General features: G+C 65.2%; 15 protein-coding genes. 5 read left to right on the top strand and 10 right to left on the bottom strand.

Features of this window, described 5'->3' with window-relative positions; translation table 11 throughout:
* Positions 1-131 precede the first annotated feature (131 nt).
* The 3 genes from C0Z18_RS01805 to C0Z18_RS01795 all read left to right on the top strand — a co-directional run bounded on the left by C0Z18_RS01805 (position 132) and on the right by C0Z18_RS01795 (position 2,478).
* Entirely contained in the window at positions 132-1,430 is a 1,299-nt protein-coding gene (locus tag C0Z18_RS01805) for an MFS transporter (protein ID WP_102643620.1), read from the top strand.
* 328 nt (positions 1,431-1,758) lie between these two features.
* Complete coding sequence (locus C0Z18_RS01800) at positions 1,759-2,133, top strand: hypothetical protein (RefSeq protein WP_146013908.1); 375 nt, start codon at positions 1,759-1,761, stop codon at positions 2,131-2,133.
* 15 nt (positions 2,134-2,148) lie between these two features.
* Positions 2,149-2,478, top strand: a complete 330-nt coding sequence (locus tag C0Z18_RS01795) for a hypothetical protein (protein WP_146013907.1) — start codon at positions 2,149-2,151, stop codon at positions 2,476-2,478.
* Here the strand turns inward: C0Z18_RS01795 and C0Z18_RS01790 are convergent.
* Entirely contained in the window at positions 2,472-3,581 is a 1,110-nt protein-coding gene (locus C0Z18_RS01790) for an S-(hydroxymethyl)glutathione dehydrogenase/class III alcohol dehydrogenase (protein ID WP_102643617.1), read from the bottom strand. The two genes, C0Z18_RS01795 and C0Z18_RS01790, sit on opposite strands and share 7 nt — an antisense overlap.
* 63 nt (positions 3,582-3,644) lie before the next feature.
* Entirely contained in the window at positions 3,645-3,920 is a 276-nt protein-coding gene (gene frmR / locus C0Z18_RS01785) for a formaldehyde-responsive transcriptional repressor FrmR (protein WP_102643616.1), read from the bottom strand.
* A 276-nt stretch (positions 3,921-4,196) separates the two neighbouring features.
* Here frmR and C0Z18_RS01780 point away from each other — a divergent pair, with 276 nt between their 5' ends.
* Both C0Z18_RS01780 and C0Z18_RS01775 read left to right on the top strand, forming a co-directional pair.
* Positions 4,197-5,036, top strand: a complete 840-nt coding sequence (locus C0Z18_RS01780) for a hypothetical protein (protein WP_146013906.1) — start codon at positions 4,197-4,199, stop codon at positions 5,034-5,036.
* Between the two features lie 64 nt (positions 5,037-5,100).
* Positions 5,101-6,024 (top strand): LysR family transcriptional regulator, encoded by a 924-nt coding sequence (locus C0Z18_RS01775; RefSeq protein WP_102643614.1) that lies wholly within the window; start codon positions 5,101-5,103, stop codon positions 6,022-6,024.
* A gap of 25 nt (positions 6,025-6,049) precedes the next feature.
* Here C0Z18_RS01775 and C0Z18_RS01770 read toward each other — a convergent pair whose 3' ends face one another.
* The 8 genes from C0Z18_RS01770 to C0Z18_RS01735 all read right to left on the bottom strand — a co-directional run bounded on the left by C0Z18_RS01770 (position 6,050) and on the right by C0Z18_RS01735 (position 19,533).
* Complete coding sequence (locus C0Z18_RS01770; protein ID WP_102643613.1) at positions 6,050-7,015, bottom strand: endo alpha-1,4 polygalactosaminidase; 966 nt, start codon at positions 7,013-7,015, stop codon at positions 6,050-6,052.
* A gap of 48 nt (positions 7,016-7,063) precedes the next feature.
* Positions 7,064-8,437, bottom strand: coding sequence for an exopolysaccharide Pel transporter PelG (pelG, locus tag C0Z18_RS01765; protein ID WP_102643612.1), 1,374 nt, complete (start codon positions 8,435-8,437; stop codon positions 7,064-7,066).
* Entirely contained in the window at positions 8,437-10,071 is a 1,635-nt protein-coding gene (gene pelF / locus C0Z18_RS01760; protein ID WP_102643611.1) for a GT4 family glycosyltransferase PelF, read from the bottom strand. Before pelF ends, pelG begins: the two co-directional genes overlap by 1 nt.
* Entirely contained in the window at positions 10,068-11,087 is a 1,020-nt protein-coding gene (locus C0Z18_RS01755; RefSeq protein WP_102643610.1) for a hypothetical protein, read from the bottom strand. The genes pelF and C0Z18_RS01755 overlap by 4 nt, the downstream gene beginning before the upstream one ends.
* Positions 11,080-12,462 (bottom strand): PelD GGDEF domain-containing protein, encoded by a 1,383-nt coding sequence (locus C0Z18_RS01750; RefSeq protein ID WP_102643609.1) that lies wholly within the window; start codon positions 12,460-12,462, stop codon positions 11,080-11,082. Before C0Z18_RS01750 ends, C0Z18_RS01755 begins: the two co-directional genes overlap by 8 nt.
* Positions 12,463-12,483: 21 nt before the next feature.
* Positions 12,484-13,029, bottom strand: coding sequence for a penicillin-binding protein activator LpoB (locus C0Z18_RS01745; RefSeq protein WP_102643703.1), 546 nt, complete (start codon positions 13,027-13,029; stop codon positions 12,484-12,486).
* Between the two features lie 71 nt (positions 13,030-13,100).
* A complete protein-coding gene (locus C0Z18_RS01740) occupies positions 13,101-16,943 on the bottom strand; it encodes a tetratricopeptide repeat protein (RefSeq protein WP_233216813.1) in 3,843 nt (1,280 codons plus the stop codon).
* Positions 16,933-19,533 carry a sugar ABC transporter gene (locus tag C0Z18_RS01735; RefSeq protein WP_408646957.1) on the bottom strand — a complete coding sequence of 867 codons (2,601 nt, stop codon included), beginning with the start codon at positions 19,531-19,533 and terminating at the stop codon, positions 16,933-16,935. The genes C0Z18_RS01740 and C0Z18_RS01735 overlap by 11 nt, the downstream gene beginning before the upstream one ends.
* Positions 19,534-19,677: the final 144 nt, after the last annotated feature.

Here is a 19,677-nt window from a genome sequence, read left to right as displayed (position 1 = left end):
CTTATCCATCACCATTCCTTTTTGTCGGAGCAGACCGAAAAAAATTCCGAGTCAAATCTAACCCGAATGCCATAGCATCTGCACCTGCAGATTCCTGAGAGAGTTGGTGACAATATTAAAGAAGGGTTTCTATGCAAAACGCATCACTGTATCTGGATAACGCCAGGCCGACCGACGAGGCCGCGAGGCGGCGAGCAGTACTGGCAGTGATTATCGGAAACGGCTTCGAATGGTTCGATTTCATTTCCTATAGCTTCTTCGCGATCATCATCGCCAAGCTGTTTTTTCCGGTCGGGGACCGTAACATTTCGCTCTTGCTTTCGGTATCGACCGTCGGCGTGGGTTTCTTGATGCGTCCGGTGGGTGGCCTGATCTTGGGTGCGCTCGCCGACAAGGCGGGCCGCAAAGTGGCGCTCACGATCACCATCTTGCTGATGACGATGGGGACCGCGCTGATCAGCTTCGCGCCTACCTACAAGCAGGCCGGTTTGCTCGCACCTGCGATCATCGTTTTGGCCCGGCTGTTGCAAGGGTTCTCCGCCGGCGGAGAAATGGGCGGTGCCACCGCGTATCTGATGGACCGCGTGCCGGGGGCGCAGCGCGGCTATTACACGAGTTGGATTCAGGCGAGCATCGGCTTTGCGATCATCTTGAGCGCGGCGCTCGGCACGTGGATACTGAACTACCTTTCGGCCGCGCAAATCGAGTCGTGGGGCTGGCGTATCCCGTTCCTCGTCGGCTTGATGCTGGGCCCGGTGGGCATGTATATCCGCAGCAATCTCGTCGAGTCCGATCGCCTCGAGCGAGGCGCGGTCGAATCGGCGCCGCTGCTCGATATCGTGCGTAACGGTGCGCTGCCGATTTTGCTCGGCTTCGGCTTGGTGATTTTCTGGACCGTCTGCTCTTACGTGCTTTTGTTTTACATCCCCACGTACGCGGTCAAGGCGCTCAAGCTGGAATCGTCCGCCGGTTTTATCGCGGTGTTGGTCGGGGCGAGCATTGTGCTGGTCGTGACGCCGGTCATCGGGCACTTGTCGGACCGGTTCGGACGCAAGCCCTTTTTGGTGGGCGCGACGATCGCCGCGATCGCGCTGGCGTATCCGCTGTTCGCCTTCATCAACCGGCAACCGAGCCTTGGTTCGCTGATGTTGTTCCAACTCGTTTTCGGTCTCGTGATCGCTTGTTACGAGGGCCCGGTTCTGGCCGCGATCAGCGAGTTGTTTCCGGCCCGGATTCAGTCGACGGGTATCTGCATCGCCTATAACCTCGCAGTGATCACGTTCGGCGGCTTTTCCGCGACGATCATCACTTGGGCGATCGCGGCAACCCATAACAATCTGGCGCCGGCGGTCTATGTGATCGTCACCGCTTCGTTGAGCCTGGTGGCGGCGATCGCTTGGCGGCCGGCTCAGGCAAGCACAGTGCGCTGACGCGCTCGTCGAGGGACGGGGATGAGGTTTCGCCGCATTCCCGTCCATGCGCCTGCTCGCCGTGAGCGGGCTTCGATCGATCAATCCGCACGTTTTTAAAATCGCCGTGCATCGCGACGGCGACACGGCATTTGAATCGCCAATCCACCGCGTTGCCTGATCCGCAACGATGTCGTTCATTTCGCTAAGCGAATCGACTTTGAGTGAATCCACTTTGAAAATGGGCACGTCATACCGAAGCTTCATCCACCGAACGCATCGACGCGCGCGGCCGGCGCCATCTTCGGACGAGCGGCATGCCGAGCACGGCACGCCGACCGTGGAGGAGATGTCGAGAGCCGATCTCATCGACTATGCGCGCGGGCTCGATATCGCATTGGCGCGGCTGACGGCGCAACACGTCAAGCCGCTGAGCCGCGCGATCAAGCTGGCGCGCGAGAGCGTAGGCGCGGGTCACGGTGCGTTAGGCGTGACGACGCCGTTCGACGCATCGCGATTCGACGACGACGGCTACGACAGCGCGTTCGACGTGGTATTCGAAATCGCCAGGCACGCCATCGGGCGAGCGCATGCCGATCGAGAAGTGGAGCGGCAATTCGCGAGGCTGCATCCCGAGGCCGCGGCGACCTTGGCGGCACTGCGCCGGCAGGCATTGCGCGGCGTCGAGGACGATGCCGGCGCGAACGAAGCGGCGGGCGTGTAATTGCCGGCGAGCGATATGGCCAGCGACATCGACATGCCGAGCGACGCTCGGCCGGCGCTATTGCGCTCGCTACGAGCGCATGCCGATGCGGTATCGCACCTCGGCGCGCGAACGATGGTCTTGAGCCGGTTTCTCGAGGCTGCGTTGCCGCACCTCACGCGTTCGCAGCGACAAGCGATCGCCGCGTTGCTGCGCGACGCGATGCACGAGGCGATCGCCGGAGCCGAGGCAGGCGAACGGTCGCCCCTGCATTACGCGACGCTGCGCAATTACACGGCGACGGTGCTCGAATTGCTCGAGAGCCGAGGCGGCGAGCCGCTCGGCGCCCCGGCTTGCGATCAATAATGGACGACGGTACGAATCGACTTGCCTTCGTGCATGAGGTCGAATGCCTCGTTGATTTCGGCGAGCGTCTTGGTGTGGGTGACGAACGGAGCAAGCTGGATCTTGCCTGCCATCGCCTCCTCGACCATGCCCGGCAATTGCGAACGACCCTTTACGCCACCGAAGGCGGTGCCTAGCCAGCGGCGTCCCGTGACCAGTTGAAACGGGCGGGTAGAGATTTCCTGCCCGGCGCCTGCCACGCCGATGATGACCGACTGCCCCCAGCCGCGGTGCGCGCACTCGAGCGCGGCGCGCATGACGTTCACGTTGCCGATGCATTCGAAGCTATGGTCCACGCCCCAGCCGGTCATCTCGACGATGACTTGCTGGATCGGCTTCTCGTGATCCTTGGGATTCACGCAATCGGTCGCGCCGAATACGCGGGCGAGTTCGAACTTGCCCGGGTTCATGTCGATAGCGATGATGCGGCCGGCCTTGGCGAGCTTGGCGCCTTGAATGACGGCCAGGCCGATGCCGCCCAAACCGAACACGGCCACGCTATCGCCTTCCTGCACCTTGGCGGTGTTCTTGACCGCGCCGAGTCCCGTGGTGACGCCGCAACCGAGCAGACACACTTGCTCGGGGTTCGCATCGGGATGGATCTTGGCGAGCGAGACTTCGGCCACGACCGTGTATTCGCTGAACGTCGAGCAGCCCATGTAGTGATAGATCGGCTGGCCGTTGTAGCTGAAGCGCGTGGTACCGTCGGGCATCACGCCTTTGCCTTGCGTCGCGCGTACGGCCACGCACAAATTCGTTTTGCCGCTCTTGCAGAACAAGCATTCGCCGCATTCCGCGGTATAGAGCGGGATGACGTGATCGCCCGGTTTGACGCTCGTGACGCCTTCGCCCACTTGCACGACGATGCCCGCGCCCTCATGGCCGAGTACGGCGGGGAAAAGCCCTTCCGGGTCGTCGCCGGAGAGCGTGAAGGCATCGGTATGACACACGCCGGTATGCGTGATCTTCACGAGCACTTCGCCCTTGCGGGGCGGTTCGACGTCGATCTCGACGATTTCGAGGGGTTTGCCGGGCCCGAATGCAACGGCGGCACGTGATTTCATGTCAGTCCTTTGGGCGAAAGAAGGGAAGATCAGCCGGCCGGTTCGACGGCCGCTGCACGTCAATCAACGAAGATAGGAGCGCACGAGGGAGACGACATCGTCGATCGACCCTTGCTGCGCGCCGTTTGCTTGCGCGACATGCGAAAACTCTTCTCGAAGGTGGCTTTCGAGCACCCCCGCCATCAACCCGTTGATCGCGCCGCGCACGGCTGCGATCTGCTGAAGAATCGGGCCGCAGTCTGCGCCTTCCTCGAGCGCGCGCTCAAGCGCGTCGATCTGGCCGCGCACGCGGCGGACGCGGGCTAGAACGCGCTTTTTCTCTTCGACGGTGTGCGGCATCTTCGATTGCTCGGGTACTAGGGGGTAGTACACGGTAGCATACTGGATGGTAGTATGCAAAGTTGCATTTTTCCCTATAACGAAAACAGACCCGAGATGACCCGTTTCCCTTCGATACGCTTTGCCGCGCGAACCTCGGCGGCCGGCGTTCTTCTTGCGGCAATCCTCGCATGCGGCGCTTGCGGCAAGCATCCGGCCACGCAAAGCGAATCGGCGGCGGCAGGATCGGATGCGCAAACCGCAGTGCTTTCGCCGGACTTGAAACGCGCCGATCTGATGAAAACTGTGTTTCCTAATTGGGAAGACACGAAAAAGGGCGATAAGCGTGTCGTCGATGTCGAGATTCCCGACAGGGACGAGCACGGCAAGATCACGAAAACGATCGTGGCCAGCGAACTGGACGTTTCGCCGCGCGAAGTCATCCGGCTCGACGATACGCACGCCGTTATGCTGACCGAAGGAGTCGAGGTCACCGACACGGGCGAGCGGGTCGACTCATATGCATCTGGTGCCTGGCTCGGAGCCTACTTCTTCCGGCGGGAATCTTCGGGGTGGGCGCTCGAGCGGCGCATCGACGGAGTCGACTACGGTGGTGTCGCAGGCAGCTATGGCCAAAGCAGCGTCGCCCGCCTGTCGCCGAGCGAATTCGGCGTAGTACTGACTTCCGGAGGCTGTTGGCAAGGCTATTGCGGATCGTGGGCCTCGGTGTACGGTGTTGCGCCGGGCCAAGTCCGCACGCTCGCCGCGACGCTGCGCGTGGCAGCGGACAATCTGGGTGCGACGGAAGATTGCGAAGCAGTGCTCAAGAGCGGGGCCGCGCCCGCTGCGAGTGGCTCCGCGCAGCCCATGGCCGCCATCAGCGGCGCAACCGCGGATGACGAGAATAATACGCAGCGCGCCGAGTCGACCGATATGCCGCAGTGTTTCAACGTCGTCGGCCATCTAGAGATCTTACAAGGCAAGGATGCCCCGGGCGATTTACGCATCGCGTTCACGGGTGCCGAAACGATCGCACACGGCAACGCGGTGCGCGACGTGGATGAAACGGCCATCTATCGTTTGAAAGACGGTCGATACACGTTGGCCGAAGGCCGCAACCCGGTGCCGGAGTTCTAGCGCGCGCGGGGTACCGATCCGGTGGCCTCTCATCCGGGATGCTCATTTTATGCAAGCTTCGACCATGGATAATCTCGGCGACATTCGGCTCTTCGTTGCGGCCGCCACCCTGGGCAGCCTTTCGGCGGCGGGCCGCAAGCTCGGCCTGTCGCCCGCCGCCGCCAGCGCCCGGCTCGGCAAGCTCGAGAGCCAACTGCATACGCAACTGTTCGAGCGATCGACGCGCATGCTGCGGCTGACCGACGAAGGGCGCATGTACCTCGCGCATTGCCGGCACGCGCTGCAAACCTTGGACGATGCACGCGCCGCGTTGCAGCTCGGACGGGCGTCCGTGAGCGGCGCCTTGCGCGTATCGGCCACATCCGATTTCGGGCGCTCGGTGTTGAGGCACTGGCTGGACGAGTTCAACGCGTTGCATCCGCAAGTAAACTTCACGTTGGTGTTGTCCGATTCGCTCTCGCATTTGCTGCAAGACGACATCGACCTCGCCATTCGCTTCGGTGTGCCGGCCGACAGTTCGATGATCGCCAAACGGTTGGCCGACAACCGCCGCGTGCTGTGCGCATCGCCCGAGTACATCGATGCGCGCGGGATGCCGCAGCATCCCGACGATTTGCGCGATTGGGACTTCGTGTTGCTGACGTCCGCCTCCGGTATCGCCAATCAATGGCAGTTTGCTCACGAGGGCGAAACGGTGGGCTTCACCGCGCCGATCGAACGCGCGCGGCTCACCAACGACGGTGCGATCGCGCGCGAATGGGCCGCTCAGGGGCGCGGCGCGGTGATGAAGTCGATTTGGGACGTCGGGGCGGACTTGCACGCGGGCACACTCAAGATCGTCGCGCCGCAGTGGCGTTGTCCCGATGCGCCGGTACACGCATTGTTTCAGCGGACCCAATACATGGCGCCGAGGGTACGCGCGCTGCTCGACTTCCTCGAGCAACGTTTTGCCGATGCGGCGCAGCCGTTGATGCCGTTTTTGCGCTGAGCGCGGCGCCCGATAGGGCGCTTGTTCAACCCGGTGCGCGAGCGTTCCTGCCGGGCGCGGAATCGGATTCGGATTCGGGAGCCGGCGCGGGCCGCACCGTTTGCAGCGCGCCGTCCGTGACGAACGGGATCAGCCCCAGTGCGCGGGTTTGCTCGATGCTCGAGCGGGCGCAGGCGTCGTCGTCCGGGGCGCAATAGTCGATGGCGATGACGGGCAGTTTGTATTGATCGCGCACGGTACGCGCCTGGCCGAGCAGCCAGGCGCGGTCGTTATCGGGTACCGGAACGTAGCGCCGCTGGGATTGATCCCAGCCGTTGAACAACGATTCGAAGGCGACCGCATCGACATCGTCATGGATGTCGGGTAGCAACTCGAAGCCGCGATTCAGAATCAACCGTGCTTGCGGATGACGCGTCTTGATCGCGCGGATGATGCGCACGAGGCCTTCGCGTTGGCGGGCGCGGGCCGGATCGGTTTTCGCGGCAAGTTGATAAGAGTCGAGCGTGTCGAGAAAGAAGCCGCGGTAGCCGCGTTCCCAAAGTGGATCGATCACGTGCCGCACGAAGAACGCCGGCCAGCCCGGCGTGCTTTGATCGACGATATGCGAGCTCCACGCGGTATTGTGTCCGACGAACCAATCGGGGGGGATCTCGCGGTAATAAGCGCGATGCGGCGTAACTTCGCCCACGCTCGCGTAGGCGTACCAGCGTGTATCCGGTAGCGGGTGTTCGCGCGGCGAGAAGCCGCTGTCGGCCTCGAGCACGGCGATGCCGTAACCGGAGAGTAGATCGACGGGCGGTGTGGTGCCGTAGTAGAACGCGACGCCGCGCCGGATGTCGCTTTGGGGTGTGTCGGCCCACGCCGGCGCGGCGCCGAACACCGCGCGCAACACGAGCGCCAACGCGCCAGCGGCGAGCAACAGCGGCAGCGTCAAATAGGCGGCGCGCGTCGGGTGGGCGAGCTGTCGAAGTAAAGTCGCTAGGTAGGGCATATCGGCAAAGACGTAGGGGGCGGGTAACGGAGCGGCGCGAAAGCGGCCCTACGAACGCAGCATGTAGGTTTCGTACTCGAGCGAAGCGAACTTCGCATCGAGCATGCGCACGGCGACGATCACGACGATGACGAGCGCGGCCGCGAATCCATAGCCATACGTGCTCGGCCCGAGCCAAAGCGACACGCCGGTCAGCGCGCCGTTCAGCACGACGAACGCGCAGCTCAATCGCAGCACCGCAATGCGCGCGTCGAGATAGAAAAAGACGTTCAGCAGGCCGAGGAACAGCACCTGCAGGCTGGCGGAGATGACGTCTACGAGCAGCAACGGCAGATACAACGTCGAGATGCCCAGTGCCGCGAGCAACGGAGCGCCGAACGAGACGACCAGCAGCAGCACGACGGTCTGCACTTTGATGATTTCGTAGAGCCCGGTCCGCACGCTGCGCACCATCATGTCGCGCATGTCGTTGATCCGGCGCAGCGTCGCGCCCGTACGCACGGCGTCGTAGAACGCATCGTAGTACTCGGCGAAATCGGCTTCGATGCGCACGAGAAACGTCGCCATCGCCGGCATCACGCAGACGTACGCGATGAACACGGGAATGTCGTAGATGATCGACGCGTTGAACCAGCCGATCACGCGGCTCCCCGTGCCGGGCGCATACCAGAAGACAATCTTGTCGATCCAGATGCCGAGGTTGAACAGAAGTCCCACGAACGCGAGGCTGGGGTAGGCCATGCGCCGATGGAACACCTCGAACGACATGAAGCGCGGGCTGCGATAGTGCCGGTGCACGAGCGCGGACAGACTCAGCAACAGCACCCAGTGGCCGACGACGAACCCGCCGAGCAGCCCCGTCAAGCCGTAATGCGCGAATGCCAAGGCGAGCACGACCACGAACGTGTAACCGACCGCGAACGAGGACAGGATTTGCCAGTATTGCTTGACGCTCGATAAAAAGATGACGGCGATCCAGATATTGCTGACGATGACGAAACCGGCCACCATCAGCATCCGGTAGTGCAGCGATTGATCGCGGAAGCCGAGCAGCATCACGGCCGTCGAGAACGCACCGGCCGCGAGCGTCGTGACCAAGAGCATGGCGTGATAATTCGGCAGCACGAGGTCGTCGCGCTTTTCGAACAATCGATCGGACACGAAACGCGTGAACGATAGCTGAATCGGCCCGGTCAGGATCAAGCTGAACGCGATCATGTAAGTGACCGAGACCTGGAACTGCGTGATGAGGACGGTCGGCACGACCACCGTCAGCGTGAGCAGACCGATGACCAAAATGCCGAAGATCGACAGAATCAGCGGCCCCGAGCTGATCAGCGCCGCATAGACGTAGGCGCGCGTCACGCCGGTGAGCGTGTCGCGCCGCATGATTTTGCGTAGTTCGAATCCGATCCCTGCCATCAGCGGCTCCTGAACCAAAGGCGGCGCGGCGCCGCGCCGGCGGGTGCCGGATGAAACGGGCAGCGGGGGGTGTGGCTGGCATCCGCGGCGGGCCGGGTGTCGGGGAGTGCCGCGGCGCGTTCGTAAATCTCGCGGTATCGATCGGTCATTTGATACTTCGCATAGTAGCGCTGCACGCGTTCGAGGCCGGCGCGTTGCGCGGCTTGCCAAAGCGTGTCGCTCGCCAGCAGTGTGAGCGCGGCCTGTGAGAACGCCGACGGATTGGCGATCGGTACGACCGCGCCGGCCGCGCCCAGTGCCCGATCCTCCGGGGTGAAGCCCTCGATCAACTCGCGGCACGCACCCACGTCGGTCGTGATGGCCGGCACGCCGGCGGCGAATCCCTCCAGCACCACGAGCGGCAGCGCTTCGCTGATCGAACTCAAGGCGACGAGGTCGATCTTGGGCAACACGTCGGCAATGCGTTGAAAGCCAAGGAAGCGCAAGTTCGCATCGAGCCCGAGACTTTGCACGAGGGCGCGGCACTCGTGCGCATACGCGCGGTCTTCTTCCTCGGGCCCGACGATCCATCCTTCGATCTCGGGCATCGTGCGTGTCGCGATGAAGATGGCGCGGATAAACGTCTTGATGTCTTTGATCGGGACCACGCGGCCGATCAGCGCCACGACGCGTCGCGGCCTATCCGGTTGACGCTGCGCGAGCAGCGGGCGCAAGGCGTCCACGTCGATGCCGTTCGGGATCGTGCGCGTGAGTTCGGGACGTGCGCCGTCCGCGACCTGCCGCAAGCGGTTGCCCTCGTAGAGCGCGATGATTTCATGCGCGGCGCCGTACGCGAGCGCGCCGAGCGCCTCGAAAAAGCGGACCCACAGCTCGCGAAAGTAGCTGACGTTCGAGGCATCGCGTTCGAACAGGCCGCGGTTGTCGCGAATCCAGCGGCTTTGCAGCAGATCGATCTTGCGCTCTTTGGTATAGATGCCATGTTCGCTGACGATCAGCGGGCGGCCTGTTCGATAGTGCATCAGCGCCCCCAAGTAACCCGCGTAACCGGTGGAGACGGTGTGATAGACGCGTGCCGGCGGCGTGCCCGCGGCGACGCGCGCGAGTTGCCAGAGCGGCTTGTGCATGATGCGCACGGTCCAGAAGTAGTCGGTGAACGACGGGTCCGTGCAGTGTTCCGTGTATTGCTCTTCGATGAATCGCCACGCTTCGCGGCTATGCAGAAACTGCGCTTCGCTCAAGGCGCCGTCGGCGCCGAGCAAGGGCAGCAGCTCCGCCATCATCGTGCCGATTTCGGCATGCGAGCGGGCATCGCGCAGGGCTTGATGGAACTGAGCCGAACGTGCGAACGCGGCGGCATCGCCTGCCACTTCGCGCGGGGGCCGGGCATCGGCGGGTGCGCTTTCGTAGAGGTAGTGGGCCTCGAAATGAACGACGTTCTCGGGCAGGGCATACGCGGCACCCGCATAGTCCTCTTGGCGGCTGCCGATGAATACGATGCCGAACCGCGTGTCCGGGTAGGCGCGGATCATTTCGTTGACCCAACTCGATACGCCGCCGCGAACGTACGGGAAGGTGCCCTCCAGCAAGAGGCAGACATCGACGTCGGCGGCCCGGCGGTTCAGGGGGGAATTCATGATGTCCAATAGTCGAGGGCGGGCTTGAGCGCGGGCGCGGCGGACCCGTGCGCGAGCGCGGCCGCGAGTTCGGCGGTGCGTGCGTGATGCCCCTGCAGGAACGCCGCTTCGGCAAGCCAGGGCAGCAGCCGCTCCCGCGGAAAGCCGAGTTCGCTCGCGCGTTCGAGCAGCGGCGCCGCCGCATCGGGGCGATGTTGCGCCAACGCGAGCCGTGCCCGCAACAGCCAAAGCGCCGCGTCGTGCTCACCGCCCGGTAGCGCTTGCGCTTGCCGCGCGTGGCCGTCGGCTTGTTTGAGCGTGTGCTGATAGACGTCGCCTTGCGCAAGCTGCTGATACACCAATTCGAAGTGCAATTCGGCAAGCCTGCGATGCAACGCTCGCCGCTCGTCGTCGCTCGCCGTGAGGCGCAGTGCCTCCTTACTGTCGGAAATCTTGCGGACGATTTCGTTTTCGGCCTGATCGAGCGTGCCATAAGCGAGCAAGCGCAGATCGTCGACCGGGTCGGCGAGCAACTCGCGCAGCAAGGCGCCCGTGGTGTGCGTGGGCAAGCCCTGAATCGCGACCAATGCGGCCAGCCGGTCGCTCGTGGCCGCACGCGTGTTTACGAGCCGCGACTGCACGCGCGCGCCGCCCCCATGCGCGACACGGGAGACGAGATAGCTCACGAATTCCGGACGGCCAACGATGCCGGGGTCGCGCAAGCTGCGCCGCATCGGCACCCACTTGCCCCATGCCGCCGCCAGCACTTCGATCAAACCGCCGACGCATGGCACGAGCATGCTGGCGAGCCATAGATGCAGCAGCACCGTGCGGCGCGGCTCGCGCAATTCCAGCGGCAGCAAGCGGCGGAAAGCGACGGCTTCGGCGGCGGCCACGATGGCTTGCAACACGAGCAGCGCCACGAGCGGATCGGCGAAGCGGCCGGCGTGCAGCGCGCCGACGATCGCCGCGGCCTGCAACAGTGCCGCGCCCGCCAGAGCGAGACCCGTGATGAGGCGCTCTCGATTATCAAGCATGGGCGTCCGCCCGCTCGACGAGACCGGCCAAGTTCGCGCCCGTGGACGCGGCGTTGACGTGCAAAGTATGGACCCCGATGCCGGCGCGGTCGAAGTCGGTATCGAATTGGCTTTGCAGGTTCGCCTCGATCCGCGCCAGGTAACCTTCGATCCCGGTCGAATCGGTGAGTGGCATGAGGTTGATCAACACGGAACGGCGCTCGGTTTGCAGCGGCCAGGCAAGATCGAGCGAGCGGCCCCGGCGCAGCACGTGCTCGAACAATGAGTCGTGCTCCTCGTCGCGGCGGAACGAGAGGGCGACGACCGAGGAGTCGATGCCGCTCGTGCGTTGCAGGCGCGCCAGGCGCGCGTATTCGAGCGCGAACTCGAGCGGACAGCCGGGCACCGCATCGAGTAGTCGGCTCACCACGCGCGAATGCTCCACGCCGTCGCCGTAGTAGCCGAGCAGCACCAGCATCATTTGCAGGTTGTCGTAGTTCAACGAGAGGAACGGCATTTTCTCGATGACGAGCAGCGCGAGCAACGTATCGTCGGCCGAGAGCAACGGTGCGCATACGAGGTAGCGGCTCTCGTGGGCGTTCGCATGTTCCGATTTCAGGTGCGCGAGCTTGCCCGTGTCGAGCGCGAGCCGAACGAGCGGATCGCTCGCGACGAGATCGGGCGGGGCGCCGACGGTGGCCAACGGTTTGCGGCCGAGCTTGCCCCCGCGCGCGGGATAGAGCGCGGCGACTTCGACTTGGCAGGCGCGCGCGACGTATTCGAGCAAGCGGGCGGCCCCGGGCAGCGAAGCGCTCTCGGCCGCATCCGCCGAGAGCGAGAGCCGGCGCAACTCGATGATCGAATCGCGTAGGGTGGTGGGGCGCGTCAGCAGGTCTTTCTCGAGCCGCTCGTGCGAGAGCCGCAGCAGGTAGTGATTGTTGGTCAGGGCGGCGAGCCGGTCGTTCAGGTAGCTGTTGATCGAGGCGGCACGTGTCGTGCGCGCGGCCCAGGTATCGCCGAAATGCCCTGCGACGATCGCTTGGATCAATCCGCCCGCGAAATAGGCGCCCGGCCAGGCGGTACCCGGCGGGTAGAGCACTTGCCATTCGAGAGCCAGCAAGAGCCCCGATCCCACGCCGATCAACACGCCGTAGCGCAGCGCGATGATGGTCGGCACGAGCCATAGCCACGGAAAATTGCCGTGCAACAGCAACGGGTCACGGCGATCGAGCGCCCATGCGAAAGCGAGGACGGCGATCGTGAAAGCGGCGCTTTCGACGATCGCGAACGGGCGCTGGGCGGCGGGCGCAAGCGCGCGGCGCAGCCGGCCCAGTTTGCCGAGCGGCTCGGCGCGGCGCACGATGCGCGCGCCGTTGGCGGAAGTTTTCGCATCCATGACGTGGCGGGCGGCGAAGGCTCAGCCGCGCGCCGCGAGCGGCGAGAGCAGCTTGCCGATCAGGCTCTGCGCGACGCCGCCGAGCGAAGAACGGCTCCAGCCGCCGCGATTTCCCGTGCCGCTCCATACGACCTTGCCCGATTCGACATCACGCAGCTCGAACGTCATGCCGACCACCGGCTCGCCGTCCACGCCGACCTTGTAGCGCCACTCTTCGACGGCGCCCGACAGCGCGTAGCGTGCGTGGTGCGAGCGGGCCCAACCGAGCGCTTTGTCTCGATCGGGCTGGCTCGTGGCGTCGAACGGATCGCCGCCCGGGCTGGCCGGCATGCTGTCGACCGTGGCGATCCCCAGCTTGCGCAGCGCGTTGGCGGCCATCGATTGCGCCGCGCTACCCGCATCGGGCGTTTCCGTGTAGTTGGCGAGCGGAAGGACGACGACGGTATCGGTCGCACGAAGCCGCGGCGCGGGCGTCGTATCGACGGTCGAGCAGGCGCCGGCGGCGATCAGGGCGGCCGTGGCGAGCGTCCACCCGACGGTCCTGCGGATTCGCTCGAAACGATTCATGTTCATTTCCTCGTGATGGTGATTCGATAGTCCTGAAATGCTTGCCGGGTCGGCCATTCGCGGTCCCCTCGTCAATAGAACCAGCGATAGCGCGCGCCGATCACGGTGACCGACGTACCCTGCGCGGCGACGCGCTCGTGCTGGAAGTAAAGCGCCGCGTGATCGCCGCCGAATAAGGTTCCGGCGATGCCGACATCGGATTGCAAGCCCCAGCCTTGGTTGGTGTCGTGCACCATGCCGATGTCCAAATACGGACGCCAGGCATGGGTGTAACGGTCGACGAGATCGTTGCCGAAGCCGACGAACGCGCCGAATTGGCCATAGCTCGCCGGCATGAACGTGGCCGCGCTCAACGGCCCCAGGGCGGCCGGCGCAAGCCGTTGCAAAAGCGCGTCGGGCTGTCCGCTGGCGTTGTATCCACCGTGCGCGCCCGTAATGCGTATGGTGTAGTCGGGAAACTTGGTGCGAATCTTGTAGTCGATCTCGGCCTGCTCGAGCACGCCGCTGCCGACGAAGCCGCGCGCCTGGCTATAGAAGCGATCCGCTTCGACGCTCGCGGTGAAGGACCAGCGCGGGTTGGGTTGCCAAGTCATCGCCGCGCCGGCGCTATCCTTGAGCCCGCCGACGAGGAGCGCTTGCTGCTCGGTCGCTTCGGCGCCGCGTTCGACCGACGCCGTCAACGAAACGGGCGAGTTGCGTCCGAACGTGGCTGCGGCTTTGGCTGTGTAAAAGGAACTCACCGCATCGCGGCGGCCGGCGTCGAGCGAAAACAGCGTGTCGCGTGTCAGCCGGCGCACGCTCAGATCGACCGCGCGATCGACCGACGGCAGATTCACGAGCTGCGTCGTGTCGGTGGAGCGTTGCATCCGCTGCTGCGCGTGAAGGCCGAGCAGGTAGTGATCGGAGAGCTTCAGATTCGCGGCCAGCGTTTGCTGGACGTAATCGAGCGGATGCTCGACGTAATCGTCGACCGAGGCGTCGATCGATTGGCCCCAGAACATCGTGGCGTCCACGAGCCGGGTATGGAGTTCGGTGTCGTCGGGGGCACCGTCGAGCGCATCGAAGGCGAGCGCCTGTGCCGCGCCTTGACGATCGACTCGCATCGAAGCGTCGATCCGGCTGTAGCGCGGCAGCGGCGCGGCCGGCGTATCGAGCAGCCGTTCGATCGTTTGCACGTCGTCCTCGGCCAAGGCGATCGCTAGCCGCTCGTCTTGCGCGCCGAGCAGGCGCCGCGCATAGCGACGCGCGAGCCAACGCTTGGCCACGCCGTAGCGTTCGTCCGAAATGGCCCAGGCGACGGCGACGTCGCGCGCAACGGCCTCGAATAGACGCGTATGCTCGGCGCGGCGGGCGTCATCCGACGGTAGAGACGACAGCCCGGCGGCGGCGCCGAGCAGGCTGCGCTCGGATTCGTCGGGCGTGCTCGTTGACGGAGCCGGTGCGGTCAACGCGTGCAGCAGATGGCGGGCCGCATCGCCGTCGGCTAGCGTTTGCGCAAGCGTCGCGCGCCGTCCCTCCAATTGGGCCATCGTTTCCCAGTCGCCGCGATCGGGCAGGTGCAGCGGCTCGCCGCGCACGGGTGCTTGGCTCTCGTGTCCCTCGGCAGCCAGCAAGCCGAGCCAAACGCGGCGACGCACGGCAGCGGCGATCCCGGGGTGGCCGGCCATTTCTTGTGCGTCCGCATACGTGAGCAGCCACAACGGATCGCGCCGCATCGACGCCGCTTGCAACCGCAAGTAGCGCAGCGCGTCCACGGGCCGGTTCAAGCGCAGTTCGGCGGCCGCGAACGGTCCCCAGAGCGCTTCGTCTTCGAGCGCGCGTGCGCGCCACTGGCGGAGCGCGGCGCGCACGTCGGCTTCGGTGCCTTCGTCCACGAGCATCCACAGGTAAGCGGCGCGCGTGTCGTCGCCTGCGCCGGGCAGCGCGACGGCTCGACGAAGATCGGCCAGCGCGGCCGCGAGTCGACCGCTTTGCCGCTCGAACTCGGCGCGTGCGACGAGAAAGCCGGCATCGCGCTCGGCGGCTGCGCGCTCGTCCGCCGTCAAGCCGTTCAATAGCGCCTCGGCACGCTCGGGGGCGTGCGCGGAAAGATACGAGCCGATGGCATCGCGCAAGGCGCGCGCGCTATGGTCGCGTTCATACTGCAACTGCGCCAGCCGCGCGGCATCGAGCGGTTGACGTTCGTAAAAGAACGTCATGGCGGACAGATCTTCCGGCGTCTCTTCGCCGCTCGCGAGCAAATGACGATAGGCGAGGGTGCTGTCCGCGTCGTTTTGCGTGAGGCGCGCGAGCTGCCCGTAGGTGCGCCAATACAGCACGTCGCGATCGGTCGCGTACGGTTGCACGGCTTCGAGCGCCCTCAATGCGCCGGCCAGATTGCTCTGGCGGTACAAGAGGTTCGCGCTGTGCAGCGCATATTCGACGTTGCCTCGGTTCGACTCGTGCAGCGCTTGCCAGGTCCTGAGCGCTTGGTCGATATACCCGGCCCGCTCGGAGAGCAGCGCATAGCGGCTCGCGATCGGCGCCTGCCGAGCGCCCGTCATGCGTGCCTTCAAGAATGCGAGGGCATCGTCGGGCTGGCCGAGGCGTTCGTAGGCCGAGACCACGGCGTCGACCAGCTTCAGGTCGCCGGGCGCCGTATCGCTCGCATGGATCAGTGCTTGAACGTACGAGGCGTCGTCGTCGAGCATCGGTGCGATGCGTTGCACGTTCGACCAGCCGGCGCTGTCTCCGGTTTGTCGCGCGTACGCGAGCCATGCCTGCAAAGCCGCGGCCGGCTGATTGCGCCATTCGTCGACTTGCGCGAGGCGTTTGCGCCATTCGGGTTGGTCGGGATGACGGGCCACTTGCTCGGCGGCGATCTTGGCGGCGTATTCGAGATCGTTCGATTCGAGGAACGCTTGATAAAGCGTCGAGGCGAGATCGGTTACCGCGGGCGCCGCGGGTTGTACTTTGCCGGCAATGCGCGTCACCTTGCCGCGCGATGCGCGATCGAATACGGCGGGTATGAGGTGGGCAACGCGCTCGCGGCTCGTGGCCGACGCGAGTCTGATCCATACGTTGCGCCGCGCATCGACGAACTGCATCAGCGCGCGGGCGTAACGATCGACGAGGTCAGGGCGATGCGCGGCGCGCGCAAGTTGCAGCAGCACCTCCAAACTTTGGCGATCGTTGTCGAGGCCGGCCAGATGGGCTTGCGCCTGCGTGAGCGCATCGTCGAGCAAATTGCCCGCTTGCAGCGCACGAACCGCCGCGATGAATGCCGCGCGCGCCTCGTCGCGGTTGCGCGCCTGGGCTTGCGCGGTGAAGTATGCCTGCGCCGCGCGCCGGTATTCGCCCGCCGCTAGCCACTGCCGCGCGGATTGGCCCTGCCAATATGCGGCGCGAGCCGGCTCGGCCCGTGCGAGCCGCTCTTGGTAGCGCGCGGCGATGGTAGGCGCGCCGACCGCGAGCGCTTGCGAAGCCAGCGCCTGAAGCTGCGCCGCATTCCACTCTTCTTGCATTGCGATATCGAGCTCGGTGGCGACGCGCACCAACAGGGCAGCCCGTTGCGGCGAATCGGCGGGCGCGGCGAACGCGCGCTGTTCGTCGCAACGCAGCTCGATTTGAATCGCTTGCCGGCGCGAGCGCTGCACGCCGAGCGCGGCGAGGCGGGCAGCCGCCCGATGCGCCTCGTTACAGCGGCCCAGCGCGAGATACTGGTTCGCGAGCGCCGACAAATAGAGGGGATCGCTCGGCGCGCTACGCAGCCATGCTTCGAGATACGCCACCGTCAGTTCGCTCGGCGCGGCGTCGTTCACGATGCGCGCGCGCAGGCCGCCCGCGACATACGTGGCGGCCAATGCGCAGACGATGGCGCACGCGGCGCCCGCCAGCATGAGCGGTGTCGCGATGCGCGGGCGATCAACCGCCACAGTCGACCTCGATGCTCCGATACGTCACCTGCTGTCCGGCGACGGCCGGTATCTGCACGCGCAACGCGGTACCCTTGCGCTCGGCGGTGAGCGCAAGTCCCGCGCTGGAGGCGCGGCAACGCGCGCCGTTGGCGATCGAGAAGAACGGCTTGTAATAGCCGCCGAATTCGAAACGCAGGCCGTGATCGAGTCGCTGGAAGTGCCGCACGAAGCCGTTGGCCTCGTCGATGTACGGCAGCGCGTTGCGGGTGTCGGCCGGGGCCATTTCGAAGCGGGCGCTGCCGCCGTCGATGTGGATGTAGGTGCCGTCCGGGCCGCTCGAATAGCCGGTGACGCCGCTCGCGTCGTCCAGGCGAGGCACTTGCGAGCCGCTCCAATGCAACTCGCGCACCGCGCCGTTGCCGCGCACGAGCCAGCCGTTTGCGTCGCGCGCGACCGCGAACGTGCGCCAATCGAGGACCCGGCGAATGTAATCGCTCACGTGCACCGGCAACACCGGCTGCTCGAGCACGGCGCGAAAAATCTCGTCGAGCGCCCGCAGCGAGGCCATCTTCGTGCCGCTGTACATGTGGTAGTAAATGTCGATCGGCTTGAAGCGCAGCGGACGGTCGGTCATCGCGTAGGTCTGCAGCACTTGCGTGAAGCCGTAGAACGGTCCTTGCCAGTCGTTCGTGTAGACGTTCTCGTCCTGGTTCGGGGCATAGACTTGATAGGCGCCCGGACCTTTTTCGACACCGATCGGCGCGATGTTCAGCCAACTGTCGTCGGCCTTGGTGATGGTGGTATCGCCGCCGTTGAAGTTGTAGACGCCCGTCTCGTAGACGCGCCGCACGGCGAGCGCGGGCGGCATGCAATCGCCCGACCATTGCAGCACGACCACGTGTTTGCCCGCGGGGGCGAGGCGGCGATCGATATAGGCGATCGAGCCGGCGATCTCGCGATCGAGATCGAACTTGTAGCCGGGGATGTTTAGCGAAAACGCCGCGTCGGACCCTCCGCGATCGGCATGCCCGCCGGTCTTCGCATCGACGTTTTCCCAGGTGAACGGATGGGAGTACGTGTGCGTGCCGATCTCGACGTAGGGCAGGGCGAACATCTGCCGCGCGATCTGCTCGAGACGCGGCGAGATTTGGGGATAAAGGCCGTCCGCGCCGACCTCGCCCTCGATGACGGAGAGTGTCGTGGGGATCGGATAGCGCGTCCAAATGCGGTCGTACAACGCCTGGCCCGAGTAGTCGGGGCCGGGAAATTCCGCGCGCGATGCGAAGCCGTCCCCGTCCACATGCGACATCAGCAGACGCCGGCCGTTTTCCGTCGTGACGTTCGGCGCGGGCAAGGCGGGCAAACGCAGGGCCGCTTGCAAGAACGAAATGGGCTGGATCGCCCAGCGCTGCTGCTCGATGCTGTCCAGCGAAACGATGTTGTACTGATTGAGCGCGAAGCCGCCCCACGGCATGATGCCGACGGCGTCGACGCGCTGCCCCCCGGCATCGATACCGAGCAGCGACCGGCCGTCGCCGGCGATGCGAAGCTGGGGAAGATCGCGCGGGTCGGGCACCGGCATCGTTTCGAACCCGACCATCGCGTCGCGCGCGACGATCTTCAAAGGCGCATGCAAGTTGCCCGGCACCGGCTGGAGGCCGAGTGCGCCGCCATCACCGCCCGGCGCGAACCCTAATTGGCCGAAGAACGCGATGGGAACATGCGCGTCGATCACGCGTTGTACCCACGCGCGCCAGGCATGCCCGCCGTTATCGCGCGCGAGCCACGCGACCACGCCTGCGTAGCGGTCCGGCGTGACGTCGGCCGGTAGCGGCGCATCGAGCCGTGCATATCGAACGTCGTAGCCTAGGTAGTTGAGCGGCGTGGCGACCGCGGTGACGCCGGGGCTGGTATCGAGTTGCTGGCCGCTCGCCAAGTCTTGGACGACCAAAATCTTTCGAGGCATGACCTCGATGCGCCCGATACCCACGAGATCGTGCGCCGGATCGGTCACGTAGGCATCGAGCCCCGCGGCGAGCGCTTGGTCGGCGGTGCGATGCTCACAGACGCGATCCCCGTCCTCGCACGTTTCGAGCGCGACCACCGGAATGCCGAATTCGCGTTCGAAGCTTTGTGCGGCCGCGAGCGAGTCGCGGTGTTCGCTGAAGAGTCCTTGCGCGAGCACCGCGTACACCGCCGCCGCGTGCCGGCGTGCGACCTCGAGTGCCCCGCCGCCCGCGACGACGATCGCGGCGTCCGGATGGGCAGCGTGAATCGCGTCGATCGCCTCGTAACCCGCCGGCGTGTCGAGCAGTACGCCGCGATAGCCGCGCTGCCATAGAGGTTGTACTTGCTGCGCGACGAAGGCCTCGACGCTTTCTCCCTCGGTTGCGCTCGTGCGAGCGATGTAGACGGTATGGGCGAGGGGATGCTCGGTGGGATCGAATGCGGCGGCCGGGTCTAGAATCAGCGCGTCGAAGGCTTGCAGGAGATCGAGCGGCGGATCGGCGCCATCGTAGAGCGCGAGATTGATATGCCTCACGGCCTTCGCGGGCGTTTGCGCGGCGGCCGGCCGGCCGCCGCCGAGTGCGAGGCCGATGCACGTCAAGAACGTCCATGCGACGAGGCGTGGCAACTGCCGCGAGATGCTTCGGCCCCAACGGCCCGCTTTGGCGAAACCTGCTTTCAACTTGCTTCCCGGAACTGGCCGCTCGCCGGCCCTTGTTGTCGTATGCGCCGCCTTCCAGGCGGT

The organism is Trinickia dabaoshanensis, assembly GCF_002879885.1.
In the GTDB taxonomy this organism is placed as follows: domain Bacteria; phylum Pseudomonadota; class Gammaproteobacteria; order Burkholderiales; family Burkholderiaceae; genus Trinickia; species Trinickia dabaoshanensis.
This window is presented reverse-complemented; position numbering and strand designations above follow the sequence as displayed.